At 59.4% G+C, this 16,401-nt stretch carries 10 protein-coding genes (1 of these 10 cut by a window edge); 6 read left to right on the top strand and 4 right to left on the bottom strand.

Features of this window, described 5'->3' with window-relative positions; translation table 11 throughout:
- Positions 1–40 precede the first annotated feature (40 nt).
- Both BLW01_RS12665 and speB read right to left on the bottom strand, forming a co-directional pair.
- Entirely contained in the window at positions 41–1,423 is a 1,383-nt protein-coding gene (locus BLW01_RS12665) for a YjiH family protein (RefSeq protein WP_092570276.1), read from the bottom strand.
- A 39-nt stretch (positions 1,424–1,462) separates the two neighbouring features.
- Complete coding sequence (gene speB, locus BLW01_RS12660) at positions 1,463–2,413, bottom strand: agmatinase (protein ID WP_092570274.1); 951 nt, start codon at positions 2,411–2,413, stop codon at positions 1,463–1,465.
- 231 nt (positions 2,414–2,644) lie between these two features.
- Here speB and BLW01_RS12655 point away from each other — a divergent pair, with 231 nt between their 5' ends.
- Together BLW01_RS12655 and BLW01_RS12650 are read left to right on the top strand one after the other, a co-directional pair.
- Positions 2,645–4,078, top strand: a complete 1,434-nt coding sequence (locus BLW01_RS12655; protein ID WP_092570272.1) for a sigma-54 interaction domain-containing protein — start codon at positions 2,645–2,647, stop codon at positions 4,076–4,078.
- Positions 4,079–4,086: 8 nt separating this feature from the next.
- Positions 4,087–4,380, top strand: coding sequence for a hypothetical protein (locus BLW01_RS12650; protein WP_175529838.1), 294 nt, complete (start codon positions 4,087–4,089; stop codon positions 4,378–4,380).
- Positions 4,381–4,382: 2 nt separating this feature from the next.
- On the opposite strand, the gene BLW01_RS12645 is transcribed toward BLW01_RS12650, so the two are convergent.
- Positions 4,383–5,141: an SDR family NAD(P)-dependent oxidoreductase gene (locus tag BLW01_RS12645; protein ID WP_092570270.1), complete on the bottom strand. Its 759-nt coding sequence runs from the start codon at positions 5,139–5,141 to the stop codon at positions 4,383–4,385.
- Positions 5,142–5,204: 63 nt separating this feature from the next.
- Positions 5,205–6,041 (bottom strand): helix-turn-helix domain-containing protein, encoded by an 837-nt coding sequence (locus BLW01_RS12640; protein WP_139243935.1) that lies wholly within the window; start codon positions 6,039–6,041, stop codon positions 5,205–5,207.
- 518 nt (positions 6,042–6,559) lie between these two features.
- On the opposite strand from BLW01_RS12640, the gene BLW01_RS12635 reads away from it, so the two are divergent.
- The 4 genes in view from BLW01_RS12635 to BLW01_RS12620 are tightly spaced (at most 50 nt apart) and all read left to right on the top strand, a layout consistent with a single transcriptional unit that may run on beyond the window.
- Entirely contained in the window at positions 6,560–7,948 is a 1,389-nt protein-coding gene (locus BLW01_RS12635; protein ID WP_092570266.1) for a TolC family outer membrane protein, read from the top strand.
- Positions 7,923–8,864, top strand: coding sequence for a hypothetical protein (locus tag BLW01_RS12630; RefSeq protein WP_092570264.1), 942 nt, complete (start codon positions 7,923–7,925; stop codon positions 8,862–8,864). Before BLW01_RS12635 ends, BLW01_RS12630 begins: the two co-directional genes overlap by 26 nt.
- Before the next feature lie 19 nt (positions 8,865–8,883).
- Positions 8,884–9,726 carry a SapC family protein gene (locus BLW01_RS12625; RefSeq protein WP_092570262.1) on the top strand — a complete coding sequence of 281 codons (843 nt, stop codon included), beginning with the start codon at positions 8,884–8,886 and terminating at the stop codon, positions 9,724–9,726.
- Positions 9,727–9,776: 50 nt separating this feature from the next.
- Positions 9,777–16,401: the 5' end (the start) of a calcium-binding protein gene (locus BLW01_RS12620; RefSeq protein WP_092570260.1), read on the top strand. 19,460 nt of this gene lie beyond the right edge of the window; 6,625 of the gene's 26,085 nt are visible here — the first part of the coding sequence; it begins with the start codon at positions 9,777–9,779; its stop codon lies beyond the right edge, outside the window.

The following is a 16,401-nucleotide window of genomic DNA, read 5'->3' as shown; positions in this document are numbered from 1 at the left end:
TGAGCCACGAGCGTCAAGCGCCCGTGGCTCGGTGCCGAAATCAAAAGAAGAACAGATGAGCCATGCCGGCGATGATCGGCAGCGTGATAATGGTACGTAGCAGGAAAATCACCAGCAGTTCCCACACCTTGAGCGGAATCTTCGATTTCAGCAGCAGGGCACCGATCTCCGACATGTAGATCAGTTGGGTCAGCGACAAGCAGGCGATCACGAAACGGGTGAGTTCACTCTCGATGTTGGAAGCCAGCACGGCCGGCAGGAACATATCGGCAAAACCGACGAGCGTTGCTGGCGCAGCGGCTTCGGCTTCCGGAATTCTCAGCAGCTCCAGTACCGGCACCATCGGATACGACAGCCAGGTGAACAGCGGTGTGAACTCGGCCAGAATCAGGGCGATGGTGCCGATCGCAATGACCAACGGAAGTAACGCCAGGAAGATATCGGCGACGTTGATCAGCGCATGGCGGACGAGCTGGCGCGGGCCGGGCGCCTTCTCGGCACGCTTCACGGCCTGGATAAGGCTGAAGCGCCAGACGCCCAGGTCGCTGGCGTCCTTCTCGACCAACTGACAGCCGACCGGCTCGTAATAGGTATTGGGCTTGCGTGACAGCGGGGGAATACGTGGCACGATAATGGCTGCGGTCAAGCCGGCCACCACCACGGTCAAGTAGAATGGCACGAACAGATGGTTGATACCGATGAAGCTGGTGACCAGCAGCGCAAAAGCGATCGACACGATCGAGAAATTGGTGGCGATCACTGACGCCTCGCGGCGATTATAGTAACCGCGTTCGTACTGCTGGGTCGTGATCAACACGCCCACGGTGCCCGAACCCATCCAGGAGGCAGTGGCGTCGATCGCGCTCCGACCGGGCAGACCGAAGATGACGCGGAATGGCTTGCGCACCAGGCTGCCGATGAATTCCATGAAGCCGAAGTCGACCAGGAAAGGCAGCAATAAGGCGGCAAAGAAAAAGAAGGTGAGCAACACCGGGGCCAGATCGTTGAGCATGACTCCACCGGTGAAATCGGCGGTCACGACTTCCGGACCGAACTGGAAGTACGTCATCAGCGCAAACAGGGCGCCCAGAATCCGCATGCCGAACCACAAGGGGGCGACATCGAACATTTCCTTGAAGACGCCCTCACTGGCCCAGCCCGGTTTCGTCACCTTCACCAGGGTCGTTAGAGCGACGGAAAGACACAGGACGAATACGGCGATGGCCGGCAGGGCGCCACCGAGGAAGGCCTGAAGGGCATCGGCCATCATGCCCATGCCGATATTGATGGTATCGCCGGTCGAGAAGGGGATCAGGAACAGCCCGACCCCGATCACGGAGGGAATCAGAAACTTGAGCAGGTTTCGACGATTGAGCGGCGCGTTAGTGGTTGTACCGTCGCTCGTGGTATCCATCGAAGTCATGGGAACCTCGTAAATTGTTGTCTTTGCATCAGTGATGTGTCAGTCGCGACGGGCGACACCGGGAAGTACACACAACATCTCGTACAGCAGGCTGGCGCCCATGAGGGCGGTGTTGCCGCTGGTATCGTAGGGGGGAGCCACCTCGACCAGGTCGCCGCCGACGATGTTCAATCCCCAGGCGCCACGCACGATTTCCAGGCCTTGTGAGGCCATCAGGCCGCCCATTTCGACGGTCCCGGTTCCAGGAGCCACCGACGGGTCCAGGCTGTCGATATCGAAAGTGATGTAGACGGGGCCGTCGCCCATCTGCTCCCGAACTTCCTTCATCAACGGCTCCAGCGAGCGATACCAGCACTGTTCGGCGGTCACGACGCGGAACCCCTGCTCCCGGCACCAGTCGAAGTCATCGGCAGCGTAGCCCGTACCACGCAGACCGATCTGCACGACGCGGCGACTGTCCAGCAGGCCCTCTTCCTGGGCGCGACGGATCGGGGTGCCGTGGGCGAGAGGTTCGCCGAACATGTGATCGTTGATATCCGCGTGAGCATCGACATGAATGAGTCCGACCGGTCCATGCTTTTTCGCCATGGCACGTAGAACCGGCAGGGTAAGGGTATGTTCTCCGCCCAGCGTCAAGGGTGTGCACCCGTGGGCGAGCACATCATCGTAATAGCGGGAGATGATGTCGACACTCTTGGGCAGGTGGAAGGTATTGATCGGCACATCACCGATATCGGCGACTTGCAGACTGTCGAACGGGGCGGCATGAGTCGCCATGTTGTAGGGGCGCAGCATGCGCGATTCATCGCGGATCTGTCGGGGCCCCATGCGTGTGCCGGGACGGTTGGATGTGCCGATATCCATGGGAATGCCGATGAAGGCCGCATCCAGTCCGGCCGGGCTGTCCTGGGTCGGCAGCCGCATCATGGTGGCTGGACCGCCGAAGCGGGGCATCTCGTTTCCGCCCAGGGGCTGGTTGAACTCGCTCATACTCCTCTCCTGACTGATGTGACTGTAGATACGACGTCAGTCGCGATATCGGCCGGTAGGCCGAATGCCTGCTTGTATTCCTGCACATTGCATGCCAATTTTATCTTCATGATTTGTCGTGGTTTTTCTTCTATTTGATGCATTTTTACATCACAGGGACGGTGTGGGTGATACAGAAATGAATTAATGATTCAATAATGCATTACTCCTTTGCTGTATAACGGATGCGCGATGTCCCATATCGATTCCCTGGTCCTGAAGACCATCGTCGAAACGGCTCATGATCACTTCTTCGTCGTCGACGGCGAGGGAAGGGTGATTGATGTCAGTCCTGGTGCCGCGGCCGTTTATGGCTTGTCGCGTGAAGAGTTGTGCGCCTCGACCGTCTATCAGTTGTCGGAGCGTGGCGTGCTGAAGCCGTCCGTTAGCCTGGAAGTTTTCCGTACCGGGAAACCGGCGCAATTGATGCAACAGACCGGCACGGGGCGGCGTGTCATTGCCCAGGCGCATCCGGTCTATGTCGATGGACGAATCGAGCGCGTGGTCAGTCGTTCCATGGACCTGACCGATCTGCAGTGGCTACAGGATGAATACGCCTTGCTGCAGCGGCGCTTCAGCGAGCACCTGAAACGCTCGCATACGCATTCGATCGGCGACGATATGGATCTCGACAATCTCGACGACAATCTTCAGGTGCGTAGTCAGATGATGCGCGAGACGGCGCTGTTGCTGAAGCGGGTGGCTCCCACCGATGCCACGGTATTGATGCTGGGCGAATCGGGGGTGGGGAAGACCGCATTCGCCCGTCAATTGCATCGTTGGAGTGAGCGGCGGGATGGCCCGTTCATCGATGTCAATTGTGGTGCCATTCCGGAAAGCCTCTTCGAATCCGAAATGTTCGGCTACCAGCCCGGTGCCTTCAGTGGTGCCGCCCGACAGGGCAAGGCCGGCATGCTGGAGCAGGCACACAAGGGCACATTGTTTCTGGATGAAATCGGCGAATTGCCGTTGCCCATGCAAACCAAGTTGCTCAAGGTGATTCAGGATGGCATGCTGACGCGGCTTGGTGACACACGTCCCCGGCGGGTCGATTTTCGCCTGGTCGTGGCCACCAACCATGACTTGGCCGGTCAGGTCGAACAAGGCGGGTTTCGGCTTGACCTCTATTATCGGCTCAATGTCATCCCCGTCACGTTACCGCCCTTGCGTGAGCGTCGAGAAGATATTCCCGGGTTGGCCGAACTGCAGCTCAAGCGACTCAACGAGCGCTACGGTCAGGACAAGATGCTCCATTCGACGGTGTGGGCGGAACTGATGAGTCACGACTGGCCGGGTAACGTGCGTGAACTGGAGAACTGGATGGAGCGCGCCTGGCTCTCCACCGCTGGCGACATGATCGGTGGCGACACTCAGGCGACTCTCGCCAAATCCGACAATCGCGGTATACTAGGGAGTGACACTCCCTTGTCCGCCGAGACTGCAACGGTCATCGACAGCGAAAAGACACTCAAGCAGGCCATGCAGGCGTATGAACGCGGTATTCTTGCGCGTCTGTGCGAGACGCTGCCCAGTACCTATGCCATCGCCCGTCAGCTTGGCATCAGTCAACCCAGTGTCGTGCGCAAACTGGCCCGACACGGATTAGCCGTTTCTCAACGTGAATAACGACCTGAATGCGATATCAGAAATTCAATAAACCCATGGATGAGCGTGAAAAGCTGCGCAAGTTTCGTGAACTCGACGATGCGTTCGCGGAAGCGTTGAAAGAACTGGATGGCGGTAGTGGCTACGACACACCGCCTCAAGAAGACGCCGCGAGCCTGGAAGCCCGTCGGCAGGAAGAGGAAATAGAGCGTCAGCGTTTGTTCGAGCAGCGTCTCAGGGCGCTGATGTCGGAGTACCACTTGCCTTCCGAATCGGTCAGTACCCTGATGCGCACCCTGCTCGAACTCGGCCGAATTGCCTGAACTCAATCCCTATCGACAGCGAACTTCGACCATGCTTGTCGTGTCGGCATGATTTCCAGCTGGTTGATGTTGATGTGTGCCGGCAGTGTGGCGACATAGAAAATCTGCTCGGCGATATCCTCCGGCTGCAATGGCGTCGTGCCACGATACAGGGCGTCCGATGCTTCCTTGTCACCTCGGGTACGAACCAGCGTGAATTCGGTTTCCGCCATACCGGGCGCGATATCCGTCACGCGGACTCCCGTACCCAACAAGTCACAGCGCAGGTTGTAGCTGAATTGCTGCACGAAGGCTTTGGTCGCGCCATAGACGTGCCCGCCAGGATAGGGAAACTTTCCTGCCACGGAACCGATGTTGATGATACTGGCTCCTGCACCGGTGTCGATCAGCGTGGGCAATAATGCGTGTGTCACGTTGACCAGGCCGGTGACATTGGTATCGATCATGGTGTGCCAATCGGCCAGTTCAGCCTCCTGTGCCGGCTGTGGCGCCAGAGCGAGCCCCGCATTGTTGACCAGCACTTTGACTTGACGAAACGCGTCCGGCAGATCGGCAATGGCGCGGGATATGGCCTCGTCATCGCGAACATCCAGCGCCAGGGTCAGCACCGGAACCTTGTCTTCCAGCTCCCGCTGCAACTCGTCGAGGCGTTCCTGTCGCCGCCCGATCAGGATCACCGACCAGCCTGAATCAGCAAAGCGGCGTGCCGTGGCACGTCCGAAGCCTGAGGTCGCACCGGTGATCAAGGCGATATCGTTCATGGGGTGATGCTCCCGTGATGGATAGAGAATCGTGACTCCTACAGGGATAACCGCTGGCTCACGCTATGACAACCCACTCAATGGCACGCGTAGCTCGATTTCCTGATCGCCACGACCATCGGGACGCCCATGCCGCCAAACGACGGAAGCGGCTTCTCCGCTGGGAGTCTCACCCAACCCGGGGATCGCCTGAAGGACCAGATAGGCGAAGGCCTCCTCCATGCGGGCGATATCGTCGATCAGTAGTTGAGCGACACGTTGTGCAGGTAGTTCATCGTGGCGAAATGGCAGAGGTGCCGCGCGATCGGGTTTGTGAAGCAGCCGATAGCCGAAATCGATCCGCACGCGATGGGCGGGCGTGATTCCAGGATGATCGTGGTAGACCCAGCAGGGCCGTGCCTGGCAGGGCGGTGCGGGGGCCTGATGAGCGTAGACGGTCCATAGATTCGTCGGTGGCTCGGGCTGATCGTAGCCGTAATGGCGAATGACCAGCAATGGCGTTGGCCCCGCGGATTCGACGGTGACCTCGCCAATGGCATCGTCGGGCACGCTTGTCTTGACCAGCTCAGGCTGCATGGCCTGGAAGCGCTGCCGAAACTCTCGTGGAGCTACCTGAAACCGGTTGCGAAAGGCGCGACTGAACACCGACTGGCCGGTATAACCGCACTCGACGGCGATCGCCGTGATGCTGCGATTCGTCACGCCCAGAAGCAGGGCGGCGCGCTCAAGGCGCAAGGTATCACGATACTGGCCGGCGGGAACGCCGAAATGGGCGTTGAACTCCCGGTTGAGATGAATGCTGGAGTAGCCGAGGCGCTCCGCCAGTGCATCGAGGGTCGGGGCCGTTTCTATTTGTTGCTGCAGCCAGATTTCCGCCTGCATCAAGTCGTGGAATTGCATGGTGAAGCCGTATTCCCTGCGGACAACGGGTAGGTGCTGATCGACATCATACAGCAAAACACCCTCTCGCTTCAGTCGCGATGGGCGCCGCAGGTAACTGGGGGGCCATCATGACGCCCTCGACCTTCTTGCGCATTTGATTGTGTGTCCCTGATTTCCTTCTGAGTTGACTCTCTGTCTCAAATTCGAGCCTGGCGATTGGAGGATCGAGTACGGGCTGCTAAAACGTGGGGAGTGTTACATCATGTCATCTGGAAGCATCACCGATCTGCCTCTTTCCATGATCGTATGTATCAGAATGGTACGATTAGAAAGTTGAAGAAAACTGTTGGTATCAAATTGTATCATAATGTTATGTTTGCTAGCGTTTTTCATGAGTGTCGTAACCCACGGCATGTTTGAAATCGTCAAGAATCCGGTTCAGGTACCGGCTAGGCTATCGTGACGCAGGGAATTGCCTCGGAGGCTCATCGTCCGGGGCAACACAATGAAAACCGACGACATCGGGATAACAACGAATGCTCGCAAGATTTCTCCTTGGGCAGCGTGGCAGGGCGTTGTCCATGTACGTGAGTGTGGTGGCGGGACTGGGTAGCACGCCGGTATTGGGAGCCGGTCTGCTGGACGTCTACGAGATGGCCAAGGACAACGACCCCCGTTACCAGGAAGAGTTCTACGGCAAGGAGGCGACGGATGAGCGCTACTACCAGGCTCGTTCAGCATTGTTGCCTCAAGTGAGTTTGACGGCGTCTCGTACCGAAACGAATCAGGACATCGTCAGTTCCGATAACGAAGAATATGCCAGTGGTTCGACGTCCTACCCGGCGACCACTTATGGCGCCTCGATCGAACAGTCGATCTACGACTATTCGCGCTGGGCGGCGTTTGACAAAGCCAAGCTCGAGATCAAACAGGCGGCGTCGGAACTCGAGGTCGCCCGTCAGGACTTGTTCATCCGGGTCGCCGAACGTTACTTCGATGCGCTCTCTCTCTACGAGACACTGAGCTATCTGCAGGCTGAGAAAGAGTCGGTGGAAGCCAATCTGGAGGAGACGCGGGCCCGCTATGAAGACGGGTTGGTTCGCGAGGTCGAGTTCCTCGATGCCAGGGCACGTTTCCAGCAGGTCGATGCTCGCGAGCTCGAGGTCCAGAACGAGTTGAGGGATGCGCTGGAAGGGTTGTCCGAAATCACCGGACAGCGCCCGTCATCGTTGCAGCCCGTCAGTAGCGGTCTGCAACTGGAGCGTCCTGATCCGGACTCGCTGGAAGAGTGGGAGGAACTCGCCAGAGAACGAAGCCCCCGCCTGAAGGCAGCGCATCTCGGTACCGAGGTGGCTTCGCAGGAGATCAAGGAATCCCGTGGTGGGCATCTGCCGACGCTGGACCTGAACGTCAACTATGAGAACGATGATACGGAAGGATCGTTGTTCGGCGGCGGGAGTCAGGTCGAAACCCAGGACATCGCGGTAACGCTCAACGTCCCGGTCTACAGCGGTGGCAATACCTCGTCGCAAGTGCGTGAAGGCGAGAGTTTGCTCGAGTCCAGCCAGTCGCGTCTCGAACGGATACGCCGTGAACTGCGTCGTGAAGTGCGCAATGGCTATCAAGGCATCTTGACGGCCATATCCCGTGAGGAATCACTCGAGCAATCCCTGGAAGCCAGTGAGCGTGTCGTCGAATCGCGTGAGGTCGGAGTCGAGTCCGGTACGACGCCGGTGCTGGACCTGCTCGATGCCGAACGCGACCTGTTCTATGCGCGTAGTGAACTCGCCAGTGCCCGATACGATTACCTCATGAGTGTCCTCAATCTCAAGCATGCTGCCGGCGTGATCAACGTCGACGATCTCGCGCAGATCGATTCGATGATGGGAGAGCAGGTCGATGTCCTTGCCATGGGCCAACGCTGATCCTGGACGATTCGCCGTCGGCAATCGTGCCGCTGAGTCGATTCAGTCCTTGTTGACGTCCCGCGCATTGCCGTACCTGAGCGAGAAGTCGGCGAAGTGTCGGCCCGGCCGATGGTCGACCCAGCGCTGTCTGTTCAGCGTACCGGTGCAAGCGATACCGCCGGACATGTTGTATGACGAGCTGGGGCGTCTGCTGTTCGACCTGGGGATGTCTCGGGTGGATGCCGAAACATGTCTGGCGCCACTTGATTCATGCGCTGAGGAAACACTGCAGTGTCCCCACTATCTTCACCTCGGTGTCGAGGATGATCGCTGCAAGGTCTATTGGGAAGTCAAGAAGCCGGATTCCCTGCCCGGTAACGAGCGGTTCGTGCTGTACCGTGCCTGGAAATGGCGAGCCGGCGAGTCCGTCGCACGTTCCGACTATGTTCTGTTGCCAAGTGCACGCGAGGCTCGCCGGGCGATCGACGATGAATTGCAGGCGCAACCGGACTCCCCGCTACATGATCTGATCGAGCAGTTACAAGTCAGCTTTGCCCTGGCGCAGACCCCCTGGCCGCCACTGACGGTACGAATTGAAGAAGTTCAGGCTGGAAAAGCGACGGGCAGGGATTCCCTGAATCTGCACTTGCATCGCGCCGGTCTGCCACTTGGCACGCTGGCGGGACCGATGTTTTCTCTGTCACGCGAGTGGAAAGCCGCGGCACGTGACACGCTGATTTCATGGATGGCCAAGCACGGTAACGAGATTCTCAGCAATCTCTCGTTTGGCCGGGATGAGACCGGTCAACCGTTCGTGACCTGTTATCACGGCACGACGCGCCATCACCCCAGACACACCGAACACCCCAGATACAGCGACCGTGTTCCGGGCAGCGTTGAACGCTCCCGGCCACGCTCTGCGTCCACCACCTGATATCCATAGGGAGAGAATCATGGCCACGCAACTACTGATCTATCGCAACGTCCAGCCAATCACGCGAGACAAGCACGGCGACCTGTCCCTGAAGGTCGGGAAGGATTTCGCCTTTGCACGTGAAGTCAACTCCGTACCGCTGATGGCGGCAGAGTTCCCGGCGGCAGCCAGCGATCTGCCGATCGTCTTCACCGATGCCGACGATGGCGTACTGCCGGTCGCCGTGCTGGGCATCGAGCGGGATGCCAACCTGATGGTCGATGACGACAATCGTTGGCGTGGTGAGTATGTGCCCGCCTTCTTCCGCCGCTATCCGTTCGTGTTCGCGTCCTCCTCCGACGGCAAGACCTTCACGCTCTGCATCGACGAGGAGTATGAAGGTTTCAACCGGGAAGGGCGCGGGGAACACCTGTTCGATGCCGATGGCGAGCAGACGCAATACCTGGGACGGGTACTCTCCTTCCTTCAGGACTATCAAGCGCATTTCCAGCGCACACGCGCCTTCTGCCGCCGCCTGGTCGAAATGGACCTGCTGGAATCCGTCGAGGCGCAGGTTCGACTGCCGGAGGGTGGCCGCCGCACGCTGACCGGTTTCAAGGCGATCAACCGTAACAAGCTCAAGGAGCTATCCGCCGAGCAGCTGCAGACGCTGATGGGCAACGACGAACTGGAATTGATGCATATCCATCTTCAATCGATGCGCAACTTCAATCGTCTGACGCGGTTGGCGCGTGGTGGTGACGCCGTCGATGCGCAGAGCAAGACCGACCCCACCGCAGAAGAACGCAGCCCCGATGACGCGGCGACACCGTCAGAGAGTGCCGCCGGGACCGATCAGGAAGCCAATACGTCACTGCACTGAAAGTTCGGCATTACCGTCATTTCGTCGCCATCGTTGATCAGGAGTTCACCATGAGTCGCCCATTCCGTCCCCTCCGGAAGCCACTCGCGAAACTCGTTTCCCAGTTGTCTCGGCGGTATCGGCAACCGGCACGTGCCATGGCGGAGCGTTCCGCGTTCCGCTTCGAAGGCCTCGAGCCGCGCATGTTGCTCTCCGCCGATCCCATCTCGGTGACAGCAGACGCCAGTGCGGACATGCAGGTGAAGGTTGTCAAAGAAGACAACGAGAAGATGGTGCAGGTCATCGATCGCAATGGCGAGGGGGAAGACGGCGGCGATCAGGTCATGGGCGAAGCGAAGCTCGACGACCTGCAAAGTCGTGACAGTGACGACGATGATGGTAAAGGTGATATCCAGATCACCGGCAGCGACGACGACGACACGCTGTCGTTCGAGGACTCGGTACTGAATGATGCCAACGACCTGCTGGTCACCTTCGATGCCGGCGACGGCAACGACACTCTGAACACGGCGAACAGCGAGGGGCTGCTCGTCGATTTCAACGGTGGCGACGACGAAGATTATCGGGACCGCATTGTCGGCGATGAAGAGAGCCATGCCTGGACGGTGACCGGTGACGGCGAGGGGGAAAGCAAGAACGGTGACGTCACCTTCTCGGGAGTTGCCGATATCGATGCGTCGGCCGGTGATGACCAGGAACTGCACAGCAGCCTGGAGACGTCCTGGCAGGTCAATGATGACCGCAACGTCACCATCGAGAATGTCACGCTGGAAGGCATCGACAAGCTCTATGGCAGCGACAGCGCCACCTTGAGCTATGAAGAGTACAGCGAAGGCGTCACGGTCGATCTCGGCGAAGGCGAAGCGGCCGGGGTCGATGAAATCAACGGATTCCGTGACCTTATCGGTTCCGACGGTGATGACATCCTGGCCGGCAACGACCTGGACAACACCATCGATGGTGGTCAGGGCGCCAACCTGCTGATCTCCGTGGGCGGCGAGGACACCTTCGAAAGCCGGGAAGATGCCGACGACACCTATCTGGTCGATCGGGCGAACGACGATCTCACGCTGAACAGCGACGGTGATTCGGCCACGCTCGACATCGGTGACGACAACAGCATGTCGTTCAGCGGTCATCCGACCGAAATCATCCTGGGTGCCTCCGGTTCGGGGCAGACGCTGGATGCCTCGGAGTACGGCCTGGGGGGCGTGACCTTCCAGATGCGCGGTGACGATGTCACCGCGATTGGCTCGGACCAGGATGACCTGTTCGTGCTGTCGGCGAACGATGGACACGGCGGCACCATCGAAGGCAACGGCGATGGTGACGAAGGCGACATGATCCAGGTCGAGTCGGATAGCGACATGACGCTGGACGATGACGGCCTGACCTTTGGTGATGACGCTGATCGCGCCTATAACTTCGACGATGATATAGAACTCGCCACCCTGATCGGAGGGGAGAGTGACAATACGCTGGATGCCACTGACTTCACCGGCGACGTGCGTCTGGAAGGCCATGGCGGTGACGATACGCTGCTGGGCGGCAGTGGCAACGACCTGCTCGATGGCGGCGCCGGCGACGATACCCTGGAAGGCAACGGCGGTGATGACGTCCTGTTCGGCAATGCCGGTGACAACGAACTCACCGGCGGTGACGGTGACGATACCGTCATGGGGATCGGCGACGGCTGGATGGATCTCGGCAATGATGAACTCGTCCATACCGACCAGCTCGAAGAGCAACGTCTGACCTGGGATGGTGATGCCGAGAAAGAGGTCGAGTTCCATTTCGATGGCGATGTCAGTGAGATCACCCTGGCGGCCAATGCCGAGGCGCTGGAGATTCAGCGCGCCATCGAAAGCATCGACGGTATCGGGGAAGGCAATGTCCAGGTCTCGCGGGAATTCGTCGAGGATGGCGATGGCAATCATGAAGCCGTCGACTGGACCGTTCGCTTCATCGGCAAGTTTGCCGAGGAGGAATCCGAACTGGCGTTGCTCGGTGTGGCCGCAGCGGGGACCGGCACGGGCCATGACTCCTTCCGCCAGGTGAAAGAAGACAATCGTCAGAAACGCCGCATTGGTACGGATACTCTCAACGACACCTTCAGTGATGCCGTTCTGCAGGCCGATGGCGGCGACACCACGCTTGATGCCAGCGACTATCAGGGCAGTGTCTATCTCGAAGGCAGCAGCGGTGACGACACCCTGGTCGGCGGCCGGGGGGAGACCGAAATCAATGCCGTGGCCGGGGATAACACCCTGATTGCGGGCGCCGGAGAGAATACGGTCACCGGCGGCGCCGGTGATGACGAGTTGCGTCTGGAACTGGCGGATGACATCACCGATGTCACGCTCGACGGCGAATCCTTCACGCTGACCGACAGCAACGATAGCGAGACCGATTCCTCCTACGAAGCCATCGACAGCATTGCGGTGGAAACGGATGAAGACAGTACCGGCGATGTCACCGTCGATGCCGGTGATTACACCGGCGTGGACGATTCCACCGCGCTGGCGGATCTGATGTCGACCGATGAGTTCGAGACGATCTTCTCCGCCGAGGATGACGGCCAGTCCCTGAGCGATTACGACGATGACAGCGGCGAGGGCAGCGAGCTGCAGGGGGCGCTCTCACTGGATATCACGTCCAGCAATGGAGAGACCACGACGGTCGCGCTGGACAGCGCACGGACGCTGGGCGATCTGGTCGAGATCTTCGATGCCGTCGAGGGGATCGAATCTCGTGTCGATCGTGCCGACGGCCGCTGGGTCGTCGAGGATACCGCCGGCGGTGACGGCGATCTGAGCATCGATCTGCCCGAGGCCGATGAGGGTGACCATCCCGTCGAGGTGCTGGCTAACGCCCTCGGCATGTCGATGAATAGTGCCGGTGACGCCTGGCAGAGCGATGAATTCCAGGTCGGCGGCGTCGACATGCAGATGCTGGGCAGCGGCGCCTATACCTTGACCGGTAGCCGCGGTGACGACCGCTTCGAGCTGGCCGGTGCTGCGGAGCATGACATCGCTGGCGGGGACGGTGCCGATACCCTGATCGTCAGACACGATGAAGACATGACGCTCGGTAATGGCGAGCTGGCATTCGATCCTGATGACGACAACACGATCAGCGACTATCGCGGTATCGAGATCGCGGACTTATCGGTCAGCGACGGCGCCGGTGAGACCACACTGGACGCCGGCGATTTCGATGGCGAATCGTTGCGTCTGGCAACGTCGTCGCAAGGCGAGTTGGTGGGCTCCAACAATACGGGTACGGTGACCGAGTTCGACATCCGGATTCAGGAATTGAATACCGACAGTGAAACGGTCGACGTTACCAGCCACAACACGGACGACCATGTGCAGGTCATGGCATCGGCGCAGGATCAGGGCGGCTCCCTCGATGCCTTCGGGGCCGTGGATGTCAGCGGCGAGTCCGAGCTGACCTATGCCTGGGATGGCGACGTTACCCTGGACGACGGCGTCAACGACACTGCGATCGATCATGCCGTAACTCTGGCTGCAGATGGCGTGCTAACCCTCGATGGGGCACGCATCGGCACCGAGGGGCATGACCTCGCTCTGGCCGCCAATGCCGTCCGTGTCCTCGGAACCTCCGGTTACCAGTCATCGTTGGTCACCAATGGCGGTGATTTGACCCTCGAGGCGTCGGTCATCGAAATTGACGATGGTTCCACGCTCGATGCCGGTGACGGCGATATCGACCTCCATGCCCAGCCAACGGGCTTCCTCAACGGCACGCCCAGCAACAGCTTCGTCGATGTCGGGGTGTTCGATCTATCGGTCACCATCGGTGATGCGACATTGGATGCCCACGATATTGCTGTTGATGCACGGGTCGTCGATCCGGACCGCTCGCTTTACAACGTGGATACCGGCAATGCCGTCATCGATGGGGCCGCCAATGAGCCACTCGCCTTTGTCGAGGGGCTGTCGCTGTTCGGCAGCATTTCCACGTTGATTGCCGACACCTCCATCGATATCGGCAGTGATGCCGTGCTCAATGCCCAACGCAACATCGATATCGATGGCGATATCGAACTGTCGGCCTCCGTATCGCCCGACACCGCCGTAGGGGTGGGTGTCTCCGTCAGCACGCTTATCGCACGCTCCAATATCGATATAAGCGGTGAGTTGAATGCCGAAGGTATTGAGGATGGTGACAATGATATTGAAGGCGGTCATGTCACCATTCATTCCAGCGTCGATACGACGCAGACTGTGTCGGCCGCCCCGGATGGCAAAGGCGGGTTCGCGGGTTCGATGGCGGTGAGTGTGCTGGTGACCGAATCGCGCGCCATGGTCCGGGACGATGCGATAATCTCCGCGGGTGGCGATGTGGAAGTCGCTGCACTGACCGTCGATCGCAACAGTACGTCGGCCACGTCGGCCTCGAGCAAGGGCAAGGTTGGGCTGGCCGGTGCAGTGAATGTGGAAACCGGGGATACGGAAGCCCAACTGGCCGGTGATATCGAGGCCGGTGGCGATGTCATCGTTGACGCCGAAACGCGCAAGGAAAGTATCTCCGGTTCCTATTTCTCCTACATACCCAAGACATCCAACGGCGTATCCGCCAGTGCCGGCACGGTGCCCAGCAGCCCATCAGGATTGGTCGATGGGCTGGAAAAGAGCAAGGACGATGCGGTCAGCAGTGCCAAAGAGGCACCGTTTTCGCCACTCAAGGACAAGATCGGCGAATGGGCGGATCAGCTCAGTGAAACGCTCAAGATCGACCAGATCGGGGAGAAGCTCTCCCCGAGTAGTGGAAATAATGGCGAGTCATTGGACCTGGCTGCGGCGATTGCCGTATCCGTGGATATCAATGAGGCCGATGCCCGTCTCGGCTCGGATAGCGATGTACGCACGACCATCGATGCCGAGGGAGAGGTCAGTGTCGATGCCATCAGTAGCCATCGTCCCAACGTGAGTGCCTCGGGGACAGCGGCGAAAGACACCAGTGCCGGGCAGAGCAGTAGCAGTAACCCCCTCAAGAGTAGTGTCAGTTCCTCTCTGGTCGATGGCCGTGATTCCAGTGCGTCACCGACGGGCGACAATCGCGATAACAAGCAGAGCGAGCAAGAGAATCAGGATACGCCGGATCAAACCGCCAAGGTGGCGGTGTCCGGGGCCATCAGCGTCGGTTATCTCGACAACCATGCCCATGCCGACATCATGGGCAATGTCGACCTCAATGCCGACGAGGCGATTGCCGTCAATGCCGAAAGTCTGAATGAAGTGGATCTCGACAGCGTTTTCGGTGCCAATCTCTATTCTTCCATCAAGGAATTTTTCGAGGATGACGAGGAAAACGTCGATTATCTGAGCGATGCGGAAGATCCCGTTGATCTCGTAGAAGATGACACCGTTCTGGTCGACAAGGACCATAGTGCCGGCGGCGAAGCGGGTAATGTCTACCAGTTCGTGGGCGATAGTGATGAACGTGATGTCGATCTGAGTCAGGAGGATTTCGACGGCGATCGCTGGGAGAAACTGGGTACCCCGCTCGAGCAGCAGATTCCGGATCTGGTCTCCACCATTTCCGGATACCTGACCACCAATTTCGGCCTTAACAGCAGTTTCGACAGTTGGACGCAAGCGACGGCCTCGGGCGAGAAACTGGCGATTGCCGGTGCCGCCAACGTCTTCCTGCTCAACCAGGACAGCGATGCTCGTATCCGCGATGGCGCTAACGTCAATCTCGGTGATGACACGGACGTGAATGTCGACGATATCGATCCGGATGATGGGCAGGATGTCTCCGTCACAGCCAGCAATGCCAACGACCTCTTTACCGCCGTGGGTAACTTGCAGCTTCCCGGCATCGGTGGCGCCGGCGAGTTCAGCAAGAAATGGAAAGACGCCATCATCAAGAAACCCGGGCTCGGCAGCAGCTCGGACGGTTCCGCGATCGGGGCGGCCCTGACCGCCAATGTCCTGGGTAGCAACGCCACGGCGGAAATCGAATCCGGTGTGGACCTCGTGGCCGATAGTCTGGATGTCACCGCCGATAACGGCAGTCTCGCGCTGGGCATTGGTGCGTCCGGCGGCAAGGCCGGTCAAGTCGGCTTCAATGCCTCGGCGGTGGCCAATGTCGTCCAGAACGAAACGCACGCCACTATTGGAGACAATGTCTCCATGCATATCGGTGACGGCAGCGTCGGCGATGACAGCGATAATCCTGCGCTACGTGTCAGCGCCAATGATGACAGTTATCTGATCAATCTGGTCGGCGGTATTACCAAGAGCGATTCGGTCGGCATCGGCGCATCGGTCGGCGTAACCGTGCTCGAACGTGATACGCACGCCCTGATCGGCAGTGCCGGTGACGACGATACCCGCGACGGTTCGATCCTGATCGGTGGCGATGTCGAGGTCGGCGCCGATAACGGCGGCGTGGTCATCGACCTGGCCATTGCCGGTGCCGCTGCCGGCGGCAAGTCGTCCCAGTCGTCGTCCGGTGGCTCCGGGGGCGGTAGCGGGGACGACCCCGGGAAATGGCCCAACAACCAGGCCAATTACGATAATGTCATCGCCGAGCTCCAGGGCAAACTGGGGAAGAGCAGTGGCGGTGGCTCAGGCGGTCAGAGCAGCACGGGCGTCGGTCTGGCCGGTTCGGCCATCGTCCACGTCGGTGACGACAACGCCT

It is taken from the genome of Aidingimonas halophila (assembly GCF_900106955.1).
Classification (GTDB): Bacteria; Pseudomonadota; Gammaproteobacteria; order Pseudomonadales; family Halomonadaceae; genus Aidingimonas; species Aidingimonas halophila.
Note: the sequence above shows the minus strand (reverse complement) of the source record. Positions and strands in the feature narration are given on the sequence as shown.

Bases quoted from the DNA above. Each gene is read 5' to 3' on its own strand.
- BLW01_RS12665 (WP_092570276.1), bottom strand. From the start codon at position 1,423: ATGACTTCGATGGATACCACGAGCGACGGTACAACCACTAACGCGCCG.
- BLW01_RS12650 (WP_175529838.1), top strand. From the start codon at position 4,087: ATGCGATATCAGAAATTCAATAAACCCATGGATGAGCGTGAAAAGCTG.
- BLW01_RS12645 (WP_092570270.1), bottom strand. From the start codon at position 5,141: ATGAACGATATCGCCTTGATCACCGGTGCGACCTCAGGCTTCGGACGT.
- BLW01_RS12635 (WP_092570266.1), top strand. From the start codon at position 6,560: ATGCTCGCAAGATTTCTCCTTGGGCAGCGTGGCAGGGCGTTGTCCATG.
- BLW01_RS12630 (WP_092570264.1), top strand. From the start codon at position 7,923: ATGTCCTTGCCATGGGCCAACGCTGATCCTGGACGATTCGCCGTCGGC.
- BLW01_RS12640 (WP_139243935.1), bottom strand. From the start codon at position 6,041: ATGCAATTCCACGACTTGATGCAGGCGGAAATCTGGCTGCAGCAACAA.
- BLW01_RS12625 (WP_092570262.1), top strand. From the start codon at position 8,884: ATGGCCACGCAACTACTGATCTATCGCAACGTCCAGCCAATCACGCGA.
- speB (WP_092570274.1), bottom strand. From the start codon at position 2,413: ATGAGCGAGTTCAACCAGCCCCTGGGCGGAAACGAGATGCCCCGCTTC.
- BLW01_RS12655 (WP_092570272.1), top strand. From the start codon at position 2,645: ATGTCCCATATCGATTCCCTGGTCCTGAAGACCATCGTCGAAACGGCT.